Source organism: Mesorhizobium sp. M1403 (genome assembly GCF_040317695.1).
Lineage (GTDB): Bacteria > Pseudomonadota > Alphaproteobacteria > Rhizobiales > Rhizobiaceae > Mesorhizobium.
Genome location: NZ_JAMYKY010000008.1, coordinates 137,031 through 152,820, shown reverse-complemented (window position 1 = coordinate 152,820; position 15,790 = coordinate 137,031). Strand labels below are relative to the sequence as shown.

The following is a 15,790-nucleotide window of genomic DNA, read 5'->3' as shown; positions in this document are numbered from 1 at the left end:
ACCATAGTGCCGAACAATCCTCCGACACAAGTCGGCGGCCTAAAACGCGTCGCGTTCGACCGGCCTCATGCTACGCGCTTCAGGTTCTTGTTTTGATGCATGTCGTATCGCAAACCCGCTGCACACTTTTGAGCGACATGCATCAGGACTCGTTGCCGGTGGGCCGTTGAGCCAGCCAGATGCTGCCGATGACGAAAACGACGCCGGCGATTTGAGGCAAGGTCAGTGTCTGATCCAGGAATACCCATCCAAGCAGCACGGCGGTCACCGGGCTGAGGAAAAGCAGCGATGACACCACTGCGGATTCCAGTCGCGCAATGCCCCGGAACCAGAGGACATAGGTCAGCGCCGCGCCGATCAGGCCGAGCCACGCCAGTCCAAGCAGGTTGGTGCCGGTCGGGAGCGGGATGGAAGGCTCGAAAAGCAGCGTCACCGGAACGAGAAGCAGACCACCGGCAGTCAGCTGCCATGCCGTAAAGGTAAGCAGCGATACTGGCGGTTGCCACCTACGGGCCAATACGCTTCCGAAGGCCATGGAGGCCGCCCCGGCGAGGCCGGCGGCAACGCCGACCGCATCGAGCGTCGCGTTCGGGGTCAGCACCAGCAATGCAACACCGGCGATCCCGACAAGGGCAGCGACGATCGCTAACGGTCGGACAGGGCTGGCAAGCAGGGCAGCGGCAAGGAAAATCACGATCAACGGCTGGACCGACAGCACCGTCGCGGCGACCCCGCCCGGAAGCCGGTAGGCGGCGACAAACAACATGCTCAGGAAGATCGAGATGTTGAGGGCTCCGAGGACGAAACTGCGCAGCCACCAGATGCCCGTTGGCAGTTGCCGAACGATCGCCAGCAGCAGCAATCCGGCGGGCAAGGCACGCAGCATTGCGACCGTCATCGGCGAAAAGTTGGGCAGGAACTGGGTGGTGACGATATAGGTGCTGCCCCATATCGCGGGTGCAATGGCTGTCAGCAACAGATCGAAACGGCACGTTTTCATAAGATTTCCAGTACTTCGGCAAGAGGGCGGCGCGGCTTTTGCGGCCAGTTGCCGGGCGCGGCGCGGCCGACCGCGATGAGCATCACCGGCACTTCATTCAGTCCAAGGCCAAACTCGCGGGCCACGCCTTCGGCATCGAAGCCTCCCATCGGACCAGCGACGAGCCCCAGCGCTTCGGCTGCAAAAATCAGCGTTGCAGCGCCAAGCGTTGCCGAGCGCACCGCTTCGTCGCGGGCTGCCCGAGGATCGGCATATTGTGCGCGGGCGCCTTCCTGCCAGCCCGAAGCCATATCCGCCGGCATGAAGCCGGCTTGCACGAAAGGATGCAGCCTTGCTGTGAGGGCAGCGTGGTCGGGCAATACGCCGCAGACGATGAAGGTGACCGCTGCTTCCTGCACCTTGGCCTGGCCATGGGCCACGCTGCGCAACCGCGCCTTTGCTTCCGGCGTCCGCACGGCGATGAACCGCCAGTTCTGAAGGTTGTAGGCGGTTGGCGCGCGGGTTGCGAGACGTGCCAGTTCCTCGACCTCGGCATCCGTCAATGCGTACGAGGCATCGAACCGATTGGCCGACATGCGTCGCTCGATAAGGGAGATTGTGGGGTTGGTCATCATATCATTCCGAAATTGAGAAAGTTGTTCGGGAAGCAGATATGGAATTTACCAACAGACGATAATATGTGACAATTGAAAGACATTGTTTACTGGGAGAGAATGGTGCAGTGGATCGCCTGACTGCGTTGCAGGTTTTCCGTCATGTGGCGGAACTGAACAGCTTTGCCGAAGCCGGACGGCGGCTCGGTCTCTCGCCTCCCGCGATCAGCAAGAACATCGCCGAGCTGGAGGCGCATCTGGGGGTCCGGCTCATCAACCGGACGACGCGGCGGATGGCCCTGACCGAAGAAGGCAGGATCTATCTGGAGCATGTCACGCAGGGGCTCGATGCGCTGGCCAGGGCCGACCAGGTCCTCGGCCCGATCAAGACGGCGCCGAGCGGCACGTTGCGGGTCAGCGCGCCGATGACTGTCACGTTGACGCGGCTTTCGGCTGCCATTCCCGCGTTTCTATCGCGCTATCCCGATTTGAAACTCGACCTGCATCTTGATGACAGGCGCGTCGATATCGTGCGGGAGGGATTTGACCTTGCCATTCGCGGCAGCGACAATCTCGAGGATTCCAGCCTGGTCGCCAGAAAGCTTGCGGTCATGCCGCACGTGCTTTGTGCAGCTCCTGCCTACTTCGAGCAGCACGGCCGGCCTCAAACGCCTGCCGATTTGAAGGCGGCCAACTGCATCCGGTTCAGCCTCTCGGGGCATGCGGACATATGGGAATTCCGCAAGGACGGCCGCAGCGAGCGGATCGCCATCGACGGACGATATTCGGTCTCCTCGAGCCTTGCCGTGCGCGATGCGCTGCGCGCCGGCTTCGGCGTCAGCCTGATCCCCTATCCCTATGTCGAAAGCGACCTGAAAGCAGGCCGGCTGCAATCGGCTCTGGATGACTGGGACAAGGTCGAAACCACACTCTACGCGGTCTATCCGGCACGGCAGCATCTTGCCCCGAAAATCCGCGTCTTCCTTGATTTCCTGATCGAGGAATTCAGTCGGGACCAAGAGAAGCCGTTCGTGCCTCCCCGGCGTGAACGCCCGGCAAAGCGCGGTGTCGGCGAGGCGACGGATACGGAAAATCAAACCGAGATATTGCCGTCGATTTCATCTCCTTGACACGCCTCCAAATCCGGACTTTGTGGAGCCATGCAGGACGCGAAGCCGAATAAGGGAAAGACAGCGGCCGAGGCGTTCGCCGAACGCACGAGCGGTATTCGCCGCGCCGATGCGGCGCGCATGCCGGGGTCGAGCGTGCATGCCTCGCTCGCCAACGAAATCGGGCTGAGGATCGTGCGCGGCGATTATCCGCCGGGAACCATCCTGCCCAACGAAGCCAAATGGTCGGAGACCTTCGACGTCAGCCGCTCGGCGGTGCGCGAAGCCATAAAAATGCTGATGGCCAAGAGCCTGCTTGCGTCACGTCCCAAAATCGGCAGCTGGGTCGAGCCGAAGGAGCGCTGGAACCTGCTCGATCGCGACGTGCTGGCCTGGTACGCGACCTCGCCGGACCGCGAGGTGTTCCTCCGGACGGTGCAGGAATTCCGCCACATCATCGAGCCGGAGGCCAGCGCTTTTGCCGCGATGCGGCGCACCGACGAGCAGATGGCCGAGATCAGCCAGGCCTGCCGCGAGATGGGCGAGGCGACCAACCTGCAGGAGCGCACCCGCGCCGACACGCGGTTCCACCTCGCCATCCTGCGCGCCTCGGGCAATGATCTGCTGGTGCCGCTCGGCGTGCTGATCGAATCGGCGTTCGATCATCTGTTCGCTTTTACGACCCGGGAACTCGACGATTTGCAGCATGCGCAGAGGCTGCATGAGGCAATCGAGAAGAGCATCCGCCTGCAGCGGCCGGACGCGGCACGCAATGCAGTGCGCAAGCTGCTGGCCAATACCGACGGCGTCATCAAGTCCAGGTAGCCGCCGTTCGGCTCCCGGTTTGAGTGCTCAGTCGAACGGTCCGGTCGCGAGATGCCGCCGGGTCAGCCCGAGCAGCAAGGCCTGATCGCGGGCGGCGTGTTCGGGCGGGTTGACGACGGGGTCGCCATTGACGATCGCCGCCCAGAAGCCACGCATCTCCTCGACGAAGGCTTCCGCGTAGCCAGCGCGCAAATCTTTCTTCGACAGCGTGTGACCGTGCGAGGTCGTCACCGTCAGCCGGGTCGGATGATGGTTGAGCCAGGGCGAGGGGAATTCGAGCTCCAGGCTGGCATCGTCGAAGAACAGCGTGATCCGCTCCTTGTAGTCGGCGAGCTTGGGCACGGTGAGATGCGTCATGGTCCACAGCGCCTGTCCGTCCAGCAGCCTGACGGCGCCCTGGCCGCCGTCGCCATTGGCGAAGATCTGCGCGCCGACGACTTCGCCGTCTGGCACGCCGAGCGCGTCGAGCAGGCCATGGACGGCATTGACATCGTGAATCAAGGCCGAGCTGTAAGCGCCGGTAAATCCACGGAAAGCGAGATCAGTGAAAGGCACGCCAATGGCTTGTTCGACCTGGCGCTTCTGCTTGGCGGCGACAGCGGCGACCATGTCCTTCGGGATATCGGTGCCGCGCCTGTAGGGCAGGTGGGCGATGAACGGCCAGGCGTCGGGATCGTTCACTTCCACCGAGACCGAGCGCAGCGTGCTCGATGCCCCCGGCAGCGAAGCGAGCGCCAGCCGGTAGCTCGGATCGAAGCGCTTCATGTAGCCGACTTGCATGATTTTCCTGGCGGCATCGCGCGCGGCGACGATCTCGGCGATTTCCGCCAGGGAATAGCAGAGCGGCTTTTCGCAAAAGACATGCAGGCCGCGCGCCAGCGCCGCCAGCACCTGTTCGTGATGCAATGGGTCCGGCGAGCCGATCACTACCGCGTCGAGGCGCTGGTCGAAGAGCTGGTCGATCGTTTCGAAATTGGCGATGCCATGGGTGTCAGTGACGAACTGCCGTGAAATCCTGGAGGGGTCGGCGACGCCGACCAGCTCGAACAATTCACCGAGGCGCAGCAGATTGGGAATATGCTCGACCTGCGAGATCATGCCGGCGCCGACGACCCCGACGCGTAACCTGCTCATGCCATCATCCCCGCGATGTCCGATTGTCAGCTCAAGCCGCCGCAGGCGGCCGGTTGCCGATCTGGGCGAGCAGGCCGGCAATCTCCGCCTCGACCGCCTTCAGATCCTCGCCACCCGACATGATCGAGATGACCTCGTCGCGCGAGATGTCCGATTTGGCGTAGGTACCGCGATTGCGGCCGCGGTTGAGCAGCGTGAAGGTGTCGCCGACCGGATAGGCATGGTGGATGTTGTGGCTGATGAAGATCACGGCCAGGCCCCGCATGCGTGCTTCGATGATGAACTTCAGCACCATCGCCGCCTGGTGGACGCCGAGTGCCGAGGTCGGCTCGTCAAGGATCAGCACGCGCGCGCCAAAATGCACGGCGCGGGCGATCGCCACCGACTGGCGCTCGCCGCCCGACAGCGTGCCGACGGCTTGCGTCGGGTCGCGCACATCGATGCCGATATCGGCCATTGCCTGCCTGGCGATAGTGTTGGCGCGCTCCTTGTCGATGCGCGAGAAGGGCAGGCTGCTTTTGGTCGGTTCGCGGCCGAGGAAGAAGTTGCGGGTGATCGACATCAGCGAGATCATGCCGAGGTCCTGGAACACCGTTGCCACGCCGAGCTCCTGCGCGTCGCGCGGGCTGCGGAAGGTGACCGGCTTGCCGTCGACCAGGATTTCGCCTTTGCTCGGCCGGTAGACGCCGGACAGAACCTTGATCAGCGTCGACTTGCCGGCGCCGTTGTCGCCGAGCAGGCAGTGGACCTCGCCCGGATAGACCTTGATGTCGATGTCCTGGAGCGCGCGCACCGAGCCGAAATTGACGCTGACGCCGCGCAGTTCCATTGCGGGTTCGCTCATTTGGGCCCGCTCGGTCATTTGCCACCTCCGCGGCCGAGCGCCTTCAGCCTGATGTAGTTGTTGACCAGCACGGCCATCAGGATGACGATGCCGAGGAAGACCTTGAACCAGTCGGTGTCGATGCCGGTGTAGAAGATGCCCATCTGCACCAGCCCGAAGATCAGCGCGCCGAACAGCACACCATAGACTGTGCCGTAGCCGCCGGTGAGCAGCACGCCGCCGATGACGGCGGCGATGATCGCCTCGAACTCCTTGAGCAGGCCGCGCGTGGTGTCGGCGGAGCCCGCCTCCATCACCTGGATGGTGGCAAGCAGCGTCGCCGCGCAAGCGGTGTAGATGAACAGGCTGATCTTGACGCGATCGACCGGCACGCCGACGTTGCGGGCGGCGATCAGGTCGCCGCCGGTAGCGAAAATCCAGTTGCCGTATTTCGTCTGGGTGAGCACGTAGCCGGCCAGCGCCGTCAGGCCAAGCCACCAGACGATCGACATCGGAATGCCGGCGACGAAGGGAATGCCGTCGCTGCGGGTGCCGATCCAGCCTTGCGCGCCCATCCAGTGGAACAGGCCGGTGAGCAGATGGCCGTTGAACAGGCCAGCCGTCGCCGGGTCCGGTGCGCCTTCGAGGATGTAGGGAATTTGTGTGCGGCCGGTGACGGCGCGGGTGATGCCGATCGACAGTCCGCGCAGGATATAGAGCGTGGCGAGCGTGACGATGAAGGAGGGCAGGCGCGTCTTCACCACGATCAGGCCATTGAGATAGCCGGTGAGGATGGCAACGGCGAAGGCACAGGCGATGCCGCCCCATAACGGCAGGCCCCAGTATTTCACCGTCAGCCCGATGACGACACCGGCAAAGCCGACCATGGAGCCGACCGAAAGGTCGAACTCGCCGGCGATGATGAGAAGTGCTGCTGCGGTGGCGACGATGCCGAGCTCCGCCGACAGCGTCAGGAAGGTCATCGACCCCTGCAGCGAATAGAGGTTCGCCGCGCCCGGCAGCAGCGCAAAGATGATGATCGTCGCAAGCAGCCCGCCGGCAGCACCGGCTTCCGGCCGGCGCAGCCACTGGGTCAGCTTGCCGGTGCTGGCCAGCCGCTCGTCGGCGCCGGCGGCCCGCTTCGACGTCATGCCGAAGCGGTCGGTCGCCTTCAGTTCGCCCGGAGGTATCGCCTTGTCTTCCACGACCGCCATTAGGCTCTCCAATCGCTCAATTCGCAATCTTCGAACGGATCGGGAGAGCGCCTGGCGCATTCTCCCGTTCCGTCGGAGTGCTGGCCTAGCGGATGCCCTCTTTGGCGAGGGCCAGGATCGCCTTGGCTTTTTCTGGCGAGTCGATGAACAGCGGCCCGGTATAGGCGTTGTTCTGCGGCCAGAAGCCGTGCGTCGCCTGCTCGACCAGATAGATCACCGGCAGATAGCCCATCAGATATTGCTGGGCGTCCATGCCGAAGCCCATTTCGCCGGCGACGACAGAGTCGAGGACCTCCGGGCTGATGTCGAAAGTGTAGAGCTTGAGCTTGCCGAACAGTTCCTTGTCGCGGAACATCGGGATCAGCGGATTGGCGGCGGTGGCACCAAGCGCAAAGACGGCTTGGGTGTCGGGATGCGCCGACAGATAGGCTTCGGTGCGGCGCTGGATGTCGGCCGGATCGGGCGCCACGGCCAGAACCTCGGTGCCGCCGCCGGATGGCTTCAGCCCGTCATTGAGGCCCTGGCAGCGCTGGTCGAGGCTGACATTGCCGACCTCGTGGTTGATGCAGACGACCTTGAGCGTGCCTTCCTTGGCCAGCCGCTCGCCGGCCTTCTTGCCGGAATCATATTCGGAAACGGTGCCGACATAGAGCGTGGTGCCGAGCTCGGCGCCTTCCTTCTCGCCGGAATCCAGAACCACCATCGGAATATTGGCGGCAAGCCCGGATTTGACGGATTTGCCGAGTGCATTGGCGTCGGCGATGGAGACCGCGATGCCGTCCGGCTTGGTGGCGATGGCGGCGTCCAGAAGCCGGGCCTGCTCGACCACGTCGAAGACCTGCGGCGCGTAATATTCGACCTTGGCGCCGGTGAGGGCGGCCGCGTCATCGACGCCGCGCTTGACCACCGACCAATAGGGATCGGACGCCGACCCATGCACGACGAACGTGATGTGGACGTCCTTCGGATCCTTGAGGCCCGCGGCATATGCAATGCCTGTCATCAGGCCCGCCGTGACGAAGGCGCCCAATGCCGCTTTCAGAAGAGTTTTCATCTTATTCTCCCATTTGTCGTTGCAGTTCCAATCCCTCTGGCGCCGTTTTCCGGCCGCGACGATCGGCTCACGTCGCGGATCGGGTGGCCGCTTTGCGGGCCTTTGCCGACGTCAATCGCTGTTCGCCCGCGTTGTTGCCGCGGGCTGATGTTGACGATCGCCCGGCCGAGAGTGCTGCGCGAAGCTCCTCGCGCAACGGCTTCATGCCGATGACATCGATCGGCTGTGCGGCGAGCCAGTCGCGAAAGCCCTGGTCGCGGAACAGCTCGTACTCTTGGGTGCGGATATAGGCGGAGCGCGGCTCGATCAGCTCGAGTTCACCGGGCGCGTTGCAATGCAGGCAAAAGAAAGTCAGGCCCTCGCGCACACCCTCGATGAGCGCTTTGTAAACGGGCTCGATCGGCCTGGAGCGCGGCCGGCCCCAGGTCGTCTGGATGGCGGCGTCGAAAATGGCAAAGCCGCCGGCGCGGGCCAGCGCCACGCCGCGCTGGAACGCCTCCTCGGTGACGCCGACCAGATTGTCGTTGGGGGAATAAGCGGACAGGGTCTTGGTCAGCAGCACGGGCAGCTGATATTCGAGCCCGAGCTTGATGTAGATGTCGCAAAATTCGGGCGACAATGCTGCGCCCATATGCGCGTCGAGGTGGGTGACGTCGATGCCGGCGCGATAGGCGGTGTCGATCTGGGCGCGAAGCTCGGCCTCGACCGCCTGCGGCACCGCCTTGCGGCGCGTGGTCGCCACGTCGGGCCATAAGAAGCCGAACTCGTCGGTCAGGCCGGCCGCCCGCGACGGCGCGGTCAGCGGCCGCCATTTGTAGTGCTGTTTCTCGCTGTTCAGCGTCAGGTGGACGCCAAGGTCAAGGCCAGGGTTGGCTGCGGCGCTTTCGGCCATTTCGAGGAACCACGGGCACGGCACCATCACCGCGCCGGAACTGCAGACACCTAGCCCGTTCAATTCGAGAAAGGCGCTGTTGGCGCCGTGGCACATGCCGACATCGTCCTCGTGGAGCACGATCCGTTTGCTGGAGCCGGCGGCGTTCACGAATGTCGGCCTTTCCGCCGGCGCGCCGGTCTCGAGGGTCTTCCAAAGTGTGTCCCGTATTTCATGGAACCAACCGTTTGCCCAACTGGCCGGAATGGAACGCCGAAAGCTGGCTTTCCGACAGGGCCACTTTGGCGAATTCGGATGGGTACGATTTGCCTGCCGGCTGAGACACTTAGCTGCCGATTTCCCCAATCAGGGTTCAAAACCACTCATAGGAACCGTCTTCCGGGCGCAGATGGCTTGGTCGAATAGCGGCGGAGTGGTTCTTCCAAACTGTGCCCACAAGCCTACAGCTGTCCACACCATCAAGCGACCCACATTACCAAGTGACCCAAACTACCAAGTAACTTGGAGGCCTGCCATGTACACCGCCGGCGAAGAGGAAATCGAAGCCATTGCCAGGGTGATCCGCTCGGGCGCGCTGTTTCGTTACGGCAAGGACAGCGAATGCGACCGCTTCGAGGCCCGCTATGCGCAGCATCTTGGCGTCGAGCATTTCGCACTGGCCGCCAGCGGCACCTATGGGCTCGCGGCCGGCCTGATCGGGCTCGGCATCGGTCCGGGGGACGAGGTCCTGGTGCCCGCGCACACCTATATGGCGACAGCGACCGCGGTGCTGTCGGTCGGGGCCATTCCCGTCATCGTCGACATCGACGAGAGCCTGACCATCGATCCCGTCGCCTTGCGCGATGCCATCGGGCCGCGCACCAGGGCGGTCATCCCGGTGCATATGTGGGGCGCGGCCTGCAACATGAATGCGATCATGGACATTGCTGCCAAGCGCGGCTTGCTGGTGCTCGAGGATGTCTGCCAAGGCATCGGCGGCGGCTATGAGGGCCGCAAGCTCGGCTCGATCGGCCATGCCGGCGCCTATTCCTTCAACTACTTCAAGAACATGACCTCGGGCGAGGGCGGCGGCATTGCCACCAGCGACCCGAAAGTGGCGGAGCGGGCGCGCTGCGCCATCGACCCTTGCCATTTCTACTGGCAGGGCAGAAGCGACAGCATCAAACCCTTCGCCGGCATCGGCGCGCGTGCTTCCGAACTGATGGGGGCGATGCTCAACGTCCAACTCGATCGACTGGACGGCATCATCGAGGCGATGCGCGCCGAGAAGAAGATGGTGCTGGCCGGCACCCGCCATCTCGGCAATCTCGGTCTGACACCGTCGCCGATGAACAGCCCGGACGACGATTGCGCCGCACAGGTGATGTACCTACTGCCGAGCGAGCAGGCGGCGCAGACTTTTTCGAAGACCATTCCGAGCGTCGTTGCCGGCAAGACCGGCCGTCACAATTTCACCCAGTGGGACCAGGTGCTGATGCATGAAGGGGCGCATCATCCGGCGCTCAATCCTTATGCATTGCCCGAGAACCAGGGCCTGCGGCTGGATTACGCCGACGACCTCGGCAAGCGCTCGCTCGACATCCTCAATCGCACGGTGATGATCGCCATGAACCCGGCGCATGACGATACCGATATTCAGGACATGATCCACAACATCGACGCGGCGGCGCGGGTGGCGCTGGAAAATGCTTCGCTGGATGATGTCGAATTGCGCAAAGCGGCACCGGTTGATCTGCAGAAGTTCGACAGTGTGAACTAGACCAGTTCCGACGCGGTTTGCTACCCTGCGGCCGAGTTCCTTGTCCGGCGGCCGGGCGGGGATTCCGGCCGGCATAACCGGTCGTCAAAAAATCCGCAGGCCCGTGTCGGATAGGCCGGGCTCCCGCTCGTCCTAGGGGCATCGATCACCAACCACGGAGGATTAACGATATGCCCGGCACCGTACGTCTGCACCGCGTTCTGACAACCAGCCCGGAGAAAGTCTACCGCGCGTTCCTCGAAGCGGATGCACTTGCGAAATGGCTGCCGCCGAACGGCTTCACCTGCACGGTTCATCACTTCGAGGCGAAAGTCGGCGGTACGTTCAAAATGTCCTTCCGCAACTTCACCACCGGCGACAGCCACTCGTTCGGGGGCGAATATGTCGAGCTCGTGCCCAATGAGCAGCTGCGCTACACCGACCGGTTCGACGACCCCAACCTGCCCGGCGAGATCGAGGTGACCGTGACATTGAAGAAAGTGTCGGTCGGCACCGAAGTGAATATCACGCAGGCCGGTATTCCAGATGCCATCCCGGTTGAGGCCTGCTATCTCGGCTGGCAGGAGTCGCTGCGAATCTGGCGAAACTCGTCGAACCCGAGATCAAGCAGTAGGGTAAGCGCGCGCGGCTGATCCGTGGGGCGATCTCTTCGCGCCAAGAGAGCGAAGCGGGCGCGGCCGTGGCTGCATCGGCGTCGCTAGCCGGGATCCTAGGGATTCCCGATCTTGCCAGGCAACATGCGCCGGCGCCGGAAAGCCCGGATTGGGGAAGCCTGGCTCTAGCTTCTGTCCAACCTTAGGAACGCGGCGCGCAGCGCCAGCACCGCGCGCAGGATCTGGCGTTCGTCCATTGCCGCATAGCCGAGCAGCAGGCCGTGCTCGGGTTCTGTGGAATGGTAGTTGATCGAGATGCCCTGGACGTCGAGCCCCTCCTTGACGGCGGCGGCGACCACGTCGCTGTCCTTGTAGGGCCTGACGAAGCTCGCCAGCAGCTGCATGCCGGAATCGTTTTCCGTGACGGTCAGCCATTCCGCCAGATGCTCCTGGCACAGCTTGACGAAGTTCGCCTGCCGGCGCGCGTAGAGCCGGCGCATGCGTTTGAGGTGCGTGGCGAAATAGCCCTGCGTGATGAAATCGTTGACCGTTGCCTGCAGGATCAGCGGCGCGAACTGGCCGGTGATGCTCACCGCCCGGTCGAACGGCACCGACAGTTCGCGCGGCACGATCAGATAGCCGATGCGCAGCGCCGGGATCAGCGTCTTGCCGAAGCTGCCGATATAGACGACGCGGTCGGCATGATCGAGCCCGCGCAGCGCCGGCACCGGCCGGCCGCGGAACCGGTATTCGCCGTCATAGTCATCCTCGACGATCCAGGCGCCGTTGCGTTCGGCGATGTCGAGCAACTGCAATCGCTCCTCGATGCGCATGATGGTGCCGAACGGCCATTGGCAGGATGGCGTCACATAGATCAGCCGCGGCGGCGGCAGCTCCGGATCGGCAAGATGCCAGCCACGCCGGTCGACCTTCAACGGTGCCAGCCTGGCGCCGCTGGCGAGAAAGGCGCTCTTGGCGCCGAGATAGCCGGGCTCCTCCATCCAGACATGGTCGCCTTCGTCCATCAGCACGCGCGAGACGAGATCGAGTGCTGCTTGTGCACCGGTGACGATGATCACCTGGTCGGCGGTGCAGCTGATGCCGCGCGACAGGCCGATGGTCGAGGCAATGGCCTGACGCAGGCCGGGGTGGCCGGCAAAGGAGAGATAGCCAAGCAGGCTCTCGTCGCGGCTGCGTGCATTACGCACCAGAAGGCTTGACCAGATGGTGAACGGAAACGACGCCGTTTCAGGCACGCCCGGATGGAAATTAATGACGCCGGCATTACGCGGCGGTTGCGGGCCGTTGACGATGGTCTGACCGCGCCGCGACAGTTTTTGCGGCGCTGCCAGTCCGGCGCGCAGAGATGCCAAGGGGCGGTTCTGCTGGATCGGCGCTACCCAGGTGCCCGATCCGGCACGCGCCTCGATAAAACCTTCGGCGAGGAGCTGGTCATAGGCGGCGATGACCGTGTTGCGCCCGACCTTCAGATCTTCGGCCAGCGAGCGCGTCGACGGCAGCAGCGTGTTCTGCGGGATTTGGCCGTCAAGGATGAAGCGTCGCAAGGCGGCGTAGATCTGACGATGCATCGGTTCTTCCGAAGCGCGGTCGACCGACATGATGTCGAGGGAAAGGCGCATGTGGTCGGCCAAGGCACTATCCCCCGACGAACCGGGCGGCGCGGGCGATCTTTTCCTCGTTGAGCCGACAGACGGTATCAAGCACCAGTCGCCTGGTTTCGGGGTGGACCTCGCGGCTGTTCTTCAGCGCGCGATGAACGGTGGCGGCGCCAAGTTCCGCCTTCTCGGCAATCTCCCGGATGGTGCAAAGCCGTTCCATGCCAAGCGCAGCTTCGAAAGCCATGTCGCTCCTCCTCGGTTGCATCAAGGCACGGCTTCCGGCCGGCCTCAAGCTCGAACGTCGGGGTTTGAAATCCAGAGCCGGGATTCTGCGATCCGCGCCGCGCAGGGAGCAAGGCGGCGCGGATCGCCGGGCGCATTCGCGTCGCTAACCCCATCGAGGCGCGCGCCCATTATGTTCCTCCGGCTCGCAATGCGGGCCGGTCAGTTTGCCTGCCGCGTCGCCACTTCGAAGCCGGCCTGCCGGGCGGTGGCGAGCAGCGAGAAATAGCCCTTGCTGGCATAGGTCAGCGGATGCGCCTTGGCCGGATCCTGCTCAGCCTCGACAACGATCCAACCTTCATAGCCGCGCGCGGCGAGGGGTTTCAGCAATGACAGGAAATCGACCGAGCCATCGCCGGGCACGGTAAAAATGCCGTCCACTACCGCCGCCATGAAGCTCATGTCCTCGCGGCGTGCCTTTTCCAGCACCGCCGTGCGAACATCCTTGCAATGGAAATGCACGATACGGTCGAGATGCCGCTGCAACAGCGATTGCGGGTCGCCGCCCGAAAACAGGCAGTGGCCGGTATCGAACAAAAGGCCGACGCTTCGGCCCGTCGCCGCCATCAGCCTGTCGACTTCATCGTCCGTCTCGACGAAGGTACCCATGTGGTGGTGGAAGGCCATGCCGACCCCGAATGCGGCCATGCTGTCGGCGAGGGCGGTCAGTTTCTCGCCATAGGCCCGCCAGTCGCCGTCGGCGAGGCGCGGACGCTCGGAGATCGGTGCGAAAATGCCGTCATGGCGACCGCGCGAGGTGTCGGCATAGACGACGACCTTGGCGCCGAGGTCGCGCAGCAACGCCAGATGCGGGGTAATCGCCGCGAATTCCTCTTCGACCGTACGGTCGAGGATGCGGCCATCATACCAGCCGGAGACGAGTTCCAGGCCATAGGAGGACAGGAGCGGCCCAAGCACCTCAGCCTGGCGCGGAAATTTCCCGCCGAGCTCGGTGCCGCGATAACCGGCCTGTGCGGTTTCGGACAGGCAGGTCTGCAGCGGCGTGTCGCCGCCAAGCGCCGGGACGTCGTCATTGCTCCAGGTGATGGGATTGATGCCGATCTTGACCGTCATGACGCCAGGCTTTTGCAGGCTTGCGAATGCAAGCCAGTCTGCAGACTGGCGACAAAGAGGCCCTGTCACTAGGTCCAGTTCAGCCTGATTTGGCAGAACCAATCAATAGTGACCGATTCTAGTCTTCCTTTGGGCGGCCAAAAAGGACGCGCAGTTCGTCCTTTGCGTCCTCCAGCACTTTCTTCTGCGCCGCCGGCAGGTTCTTGCCGGCGCGGTTGATGTAGAAATTCAGCATCGACATGGCGGATTGAAACGGCCCCGCCTTGCGCCGGTCGCTGTGCTCGGCCGACCGCTTCAGCGAGGCGGCGATCTTCCTCGGATCGTGGGATTCGAAGATGTGCTCCTCGAGATCCAGCGCGTCGCTATGCTCGGTGACGTCGGCAGACCATTTCCGTTGCGCGGTCATGGCAAACTCCTTCCACAAGCTCGTTCGAAAAGAAAACGCCCTATGGTGCGCCACTGTTCCACTTCGGCCCGAATCCCTGGAGCCACGGATTGGCCCGTCGTGGCGCTGCTCCGCGATGCGAATGCGCTGATAGTGGTCAGAACCGCCGATTTAAGAACTGCGGACAGGAAACGTTCTTGACCCCCATCGTCTCAAACCAGGCAGCAAGTTCCGGCATCGACAGTGCCTATGCCTGGATACGGCTCGGCGTCTCGATGCTGCTGGCAACCATAGGCGGGGTCGGCATGTGGGCGGTGGTCGTGGTGCTGCCCGCCGTGCAGGCAGAATTCGGCGTCGATCGCGCCGCTGCCTCGATGCCGTATACTGCGACCATGGTCGGCTTTGCCGCCGGCAATGTGCTGTTCGGCCGCGCCATCGACCGCGTGGGGTATTGGGTTCCGGCGCTGATTGCCGCGATTACACTTGGCGCCGGCTTCCTGCTGGCGTCGCTGACCAGTTCGATCCTGCAGTTCACCCTCGTCCAGGGCCTGTTGATCGGCGTCGGCTCGTCGGCGATCTTCGGGCCGCTGATTGCCGACATCTCGCACTGGTTCAACCGGCGCCGCGGCGTTGCGGTGACGGCTGCCGCGTCCGGCAACTATCTCGCCGGAGCGATCTGGCCGACGGCGATGCCCTATGTCATGCAGACCGAAGGCTGGCGCTTCACCTATGCCGCGATCGGTGTCGTCTGCCTGGTCACCATGGTGCCGCTGATCCTGCTGCTCCGGCGCGGCGCACCGCCCCAGGCGGCTCCCGGATCGCCGGGCAGCCGCGTGGTCCAGCCGATCTCGCTGTCGCCGGCGGCCTTGCAGGCGCTGCTCATCGTCGCCGGGCTCGGCTGCTGCGTGGCGATGTCGATGCCGCAAGTCCATATCGTCGCCTATTGCATGGATCTCGGCTACGGCGTGGCGCATGGCGCCGATATGCTGTCGATCATGCTGGCGGCCGGCGTCGTCAGCCGGCTTGGCTCGGGTTTCCTTGCCGATCGCATCGGCGGCGTGAAAACCCTCCTGATCGGCTCGGTGCTGCAATGCCTGTCGCTGTTGTTCTATATCCCGTTCGACGGGCTGGCCTCGCTTTATGTCGTCTCGCTGGTCTTCGGCCTGTCGCAGGGCGGCATCGTGCCCTGTTATGCGATCATCGTGCGCGAATATATGCCTGCCAAAGAGGCTGGCCAGCGCGTCGGCATCGTTATGATGGCGACCATCTTCGGCATGGCTATTGGCGGCTGGATGTCGGGCTGGATCTACGATTTGACCGGTTCGTATGCCGCCGCGTTCCTCAACGGCATTGCCTGGAACCTGCTGAACATTTTGGCCATGGCGCTGCTGCTGTGGAAGGCCCGCCGCAGCGCTGCTGTGACGGCCTGAAGCA

Annotated in this window: 15 protein-coding genes and 1 pseudogene; 5 read left to right on the top strand and 11 right to left on the bottom strand. The window is 63.6% G+C overall.

The features are described 5' to 3' along the window. Positions 1-142: 142 nt before the first annotated feature. Positions 143-1,000 (bottom strand): EamA family transporter, encoded by an 858-nt coding sequence (locus tag NKH01_RS16110; protein ID WP_353021091.1) that lies wholly within the window; start codon positions 998-1,000, stop codon positions 143-145. Further along, on the bottom strand, positions 997-1,611 hold the full coding sequence (locus tag NKH01_RS16105) for a nitroreductase family protein (RefSeq protein ID WP_352788592.1): 615 nt from the start codon (positions 1,609-1,611) through the stop codon (positions 997-999). The genes NKH01_RS16110 and NKH01_RS16105 overlap by 4 nt, the downstream gene beginning before the upstream one ends. 110 nt (positions 1,612-1,721) lie before the next feature. On the opposite strand from NKH01_RS16105, the gene NKH01_RS16100 reads away from it, so the two are divergent. Together NKH01_RS16100 and NKH01_RS16095 are read left to right on the top strand one after the other, a co-directional pair. Beyond that, positions 1,722-2,723, top strand: a complete 1,002-nt coding sequence (locus NKH01_RS16100) for a LysR family transcriptional regulator (protein ID WP_353021088.1) — start codon at positions 1,722-1,724, stop codon at positions 2,721-2,723. Between the two features lie 30 nt (positions 2,724-2,753). Then, entirely contained in the window at positions 2,754-3,527 is a 774-nt protein-coding gene (locus NKH01_RS16095; RefSeq protein WP_352481570.1) for a FadR/GntR family transcriptional regulator, read from the top strand. A gap of 27 nt (positions 3,528-3,554) precedes the next feature. On the opposite strand, the gene NKH01_RS16090 is transcribed toward NKH01_RS16095, so the two are convergent. The 5 genes from NKH01_RS16090 to NKH01_RS16070 form a co-directional block, all read right to left on the bottom strand. Next, the gene (locus tag NKH01_RS16090; protein WP_353021086.1) at positions 3,555-4,661 is read right to left on the bottom strand and encodes a Gfo/Idh/MocA family protein; all 1,107 of its coding nucleotides are present in this window, start codon (positions 4,659-4,661) and stop codon (positions 3,555-3,557) included. A gap of 31 nt (positions 4,662-4,692) precedes the next feature. Then, on the bottom strand, positions 4,693-5,505 hold the full coding sequence (locus tag NKH01_RS16085; RefSeq protein ID WP_353021083.1) for an ATP-binding cassette domain-containing protein: 813 nt from the start codon (positions 5,503-5,505) through the stop codon (positions 4,693-4,695). Between the two features lie 14 nt (positions 5,506-5,519). Further along, entirely contained in the window at positions 5,520-6,635 is a 1,116-nt protein-coding gene (locus NKH01_RS16080; protein WP_352788727.1) for an ABC transporter permease, read from the bottom strand. A 148-nt stretch (positions 6,636-6,783) separates the two neighbouring features. Further along, positions 6,784-7,752 (bottom strand): rhizopine catabolism ABC transporter substrate-binding protein, encoded by a 969-nt coding sequence (locus tag NKH01_RS16075; RefSeq protein ID WP_023721243.1) that lies wholly within the window; start codon positions 7,750-7,752, stop codon positions 6,784-6,786. Between the two features lie 67 nt (positions 7,753-7,819). Continuing rightward, positions 7,820-8,794 (bottom strand): polysaccharide deacetylase family protein, encoded by a 975-nt coding sequence (locus NKH01_RS16070; protein WP_353021081.1) that lies wholly within the window; start codon positions 8,792-8,794, stop codon positions 7,820-7,822. Positions 8,795-9,158: 364 nt separating this feature from the next. Here NKH01_RS16070 and NKH01_RS16065 point away from each other — a divergent pair, with 364 nt between their 5' ends. Together NKH01_RS16065 and NKH01_RS16060 are read left to right on the top strand one after the other, a co-directional pair. Continuing rightward, positions 9,159-10,403, top strand: a complete 1,245-nt coding sequence (locus NKH01_RS16065; protein WP_023721241.1) for a DegT/DnrJ/EryC1/StrS family aminotransferase — start codon at positions 9,159-9,161, stop codon at positions 10,401-10,403. Between the two features lie 170 nt (positions 10,404-10,573). After that, positions 10,574-11,016: pseudogene (locus NKH01_RS16060) on the top strand (SRPBCC family protein). Between the two features lie 165 nt (positions 11,017-11,181). Here NKH01_RS16060 and mocR read toward each other — a convergent pair. From mocR to NKH01_RS16040, 4 genes are all read right to left on the bottom strand, one after another. Then, complete coding sequence (gene mocR, locus NKH01_RS16055; protein ID WP_352908844.1) at positions 11,182-12,648, bottom strand: rhizopine catabolism transcriptional regulator MocR; 1,467 nt, start codon at positions 12,646-12,648, stop codon at positions 11,182-11,184. 4 nt (positions 12,649-12,652) lie between these two features. Beyond that, the gene (locus tag NKH01_RS16050) at positions 12,653-12,859 is read right to left on the bottom strand and encodes a LacI family DNA-binding transcriptional regulator (RefSeq protein WP_023721239.1); all 207 of its coding nucleotides are present in this window, start codon (positions 12,857-12,859) and stop codon (positions 12,653-12,655) included. A 200-nt stretch (positions 12,860-13,059) separates the two neighbouring features. Next, positions 13,060-13,971: a myo-inosose-2 dehydratase gene (gene iolE, locus NKH01_RS16045; protein WP_353021077.1), complete on the bottom strand. Its 912-nt coding sequence runs from the start codon at positions 13,969-13,971 to the stop codon at positions 13,060-13,062. 118 nt (positions 13,972-14,089) lie between these two features. Continuing rightward, on the bottom strand, positions 14,090-14,377 hold the full coding sequence (locus NKH01_RS16040) for a DUF3175 domain-containing protein (protein ID WP_023721237.1): 288 nt from the start codon (positions 14,375-14,377) through the stop codon (positions 14,090-14,092). A gap of 176 nt (positions 14,378-14,553) precedes the next feature. Here NKH01_RS16040 and NKH01_RS16035 point away from each other — a divergent pair, with 176 nt between their 5' ends. After that, the gene (locus NKH01_RS16035) at positions 14,554-15,786 is read left to right on the top strand and encodes an MFS transporter (RefSeq protein ID WP_353021075.1); all 1,233 of its coding nucleotides are present in this window, start codon (positions 14,554-14,556) and stop codon (positions 15,784-15,786) included. Positions 15,787-15,790: the final 4 nt, after the last annotated feature.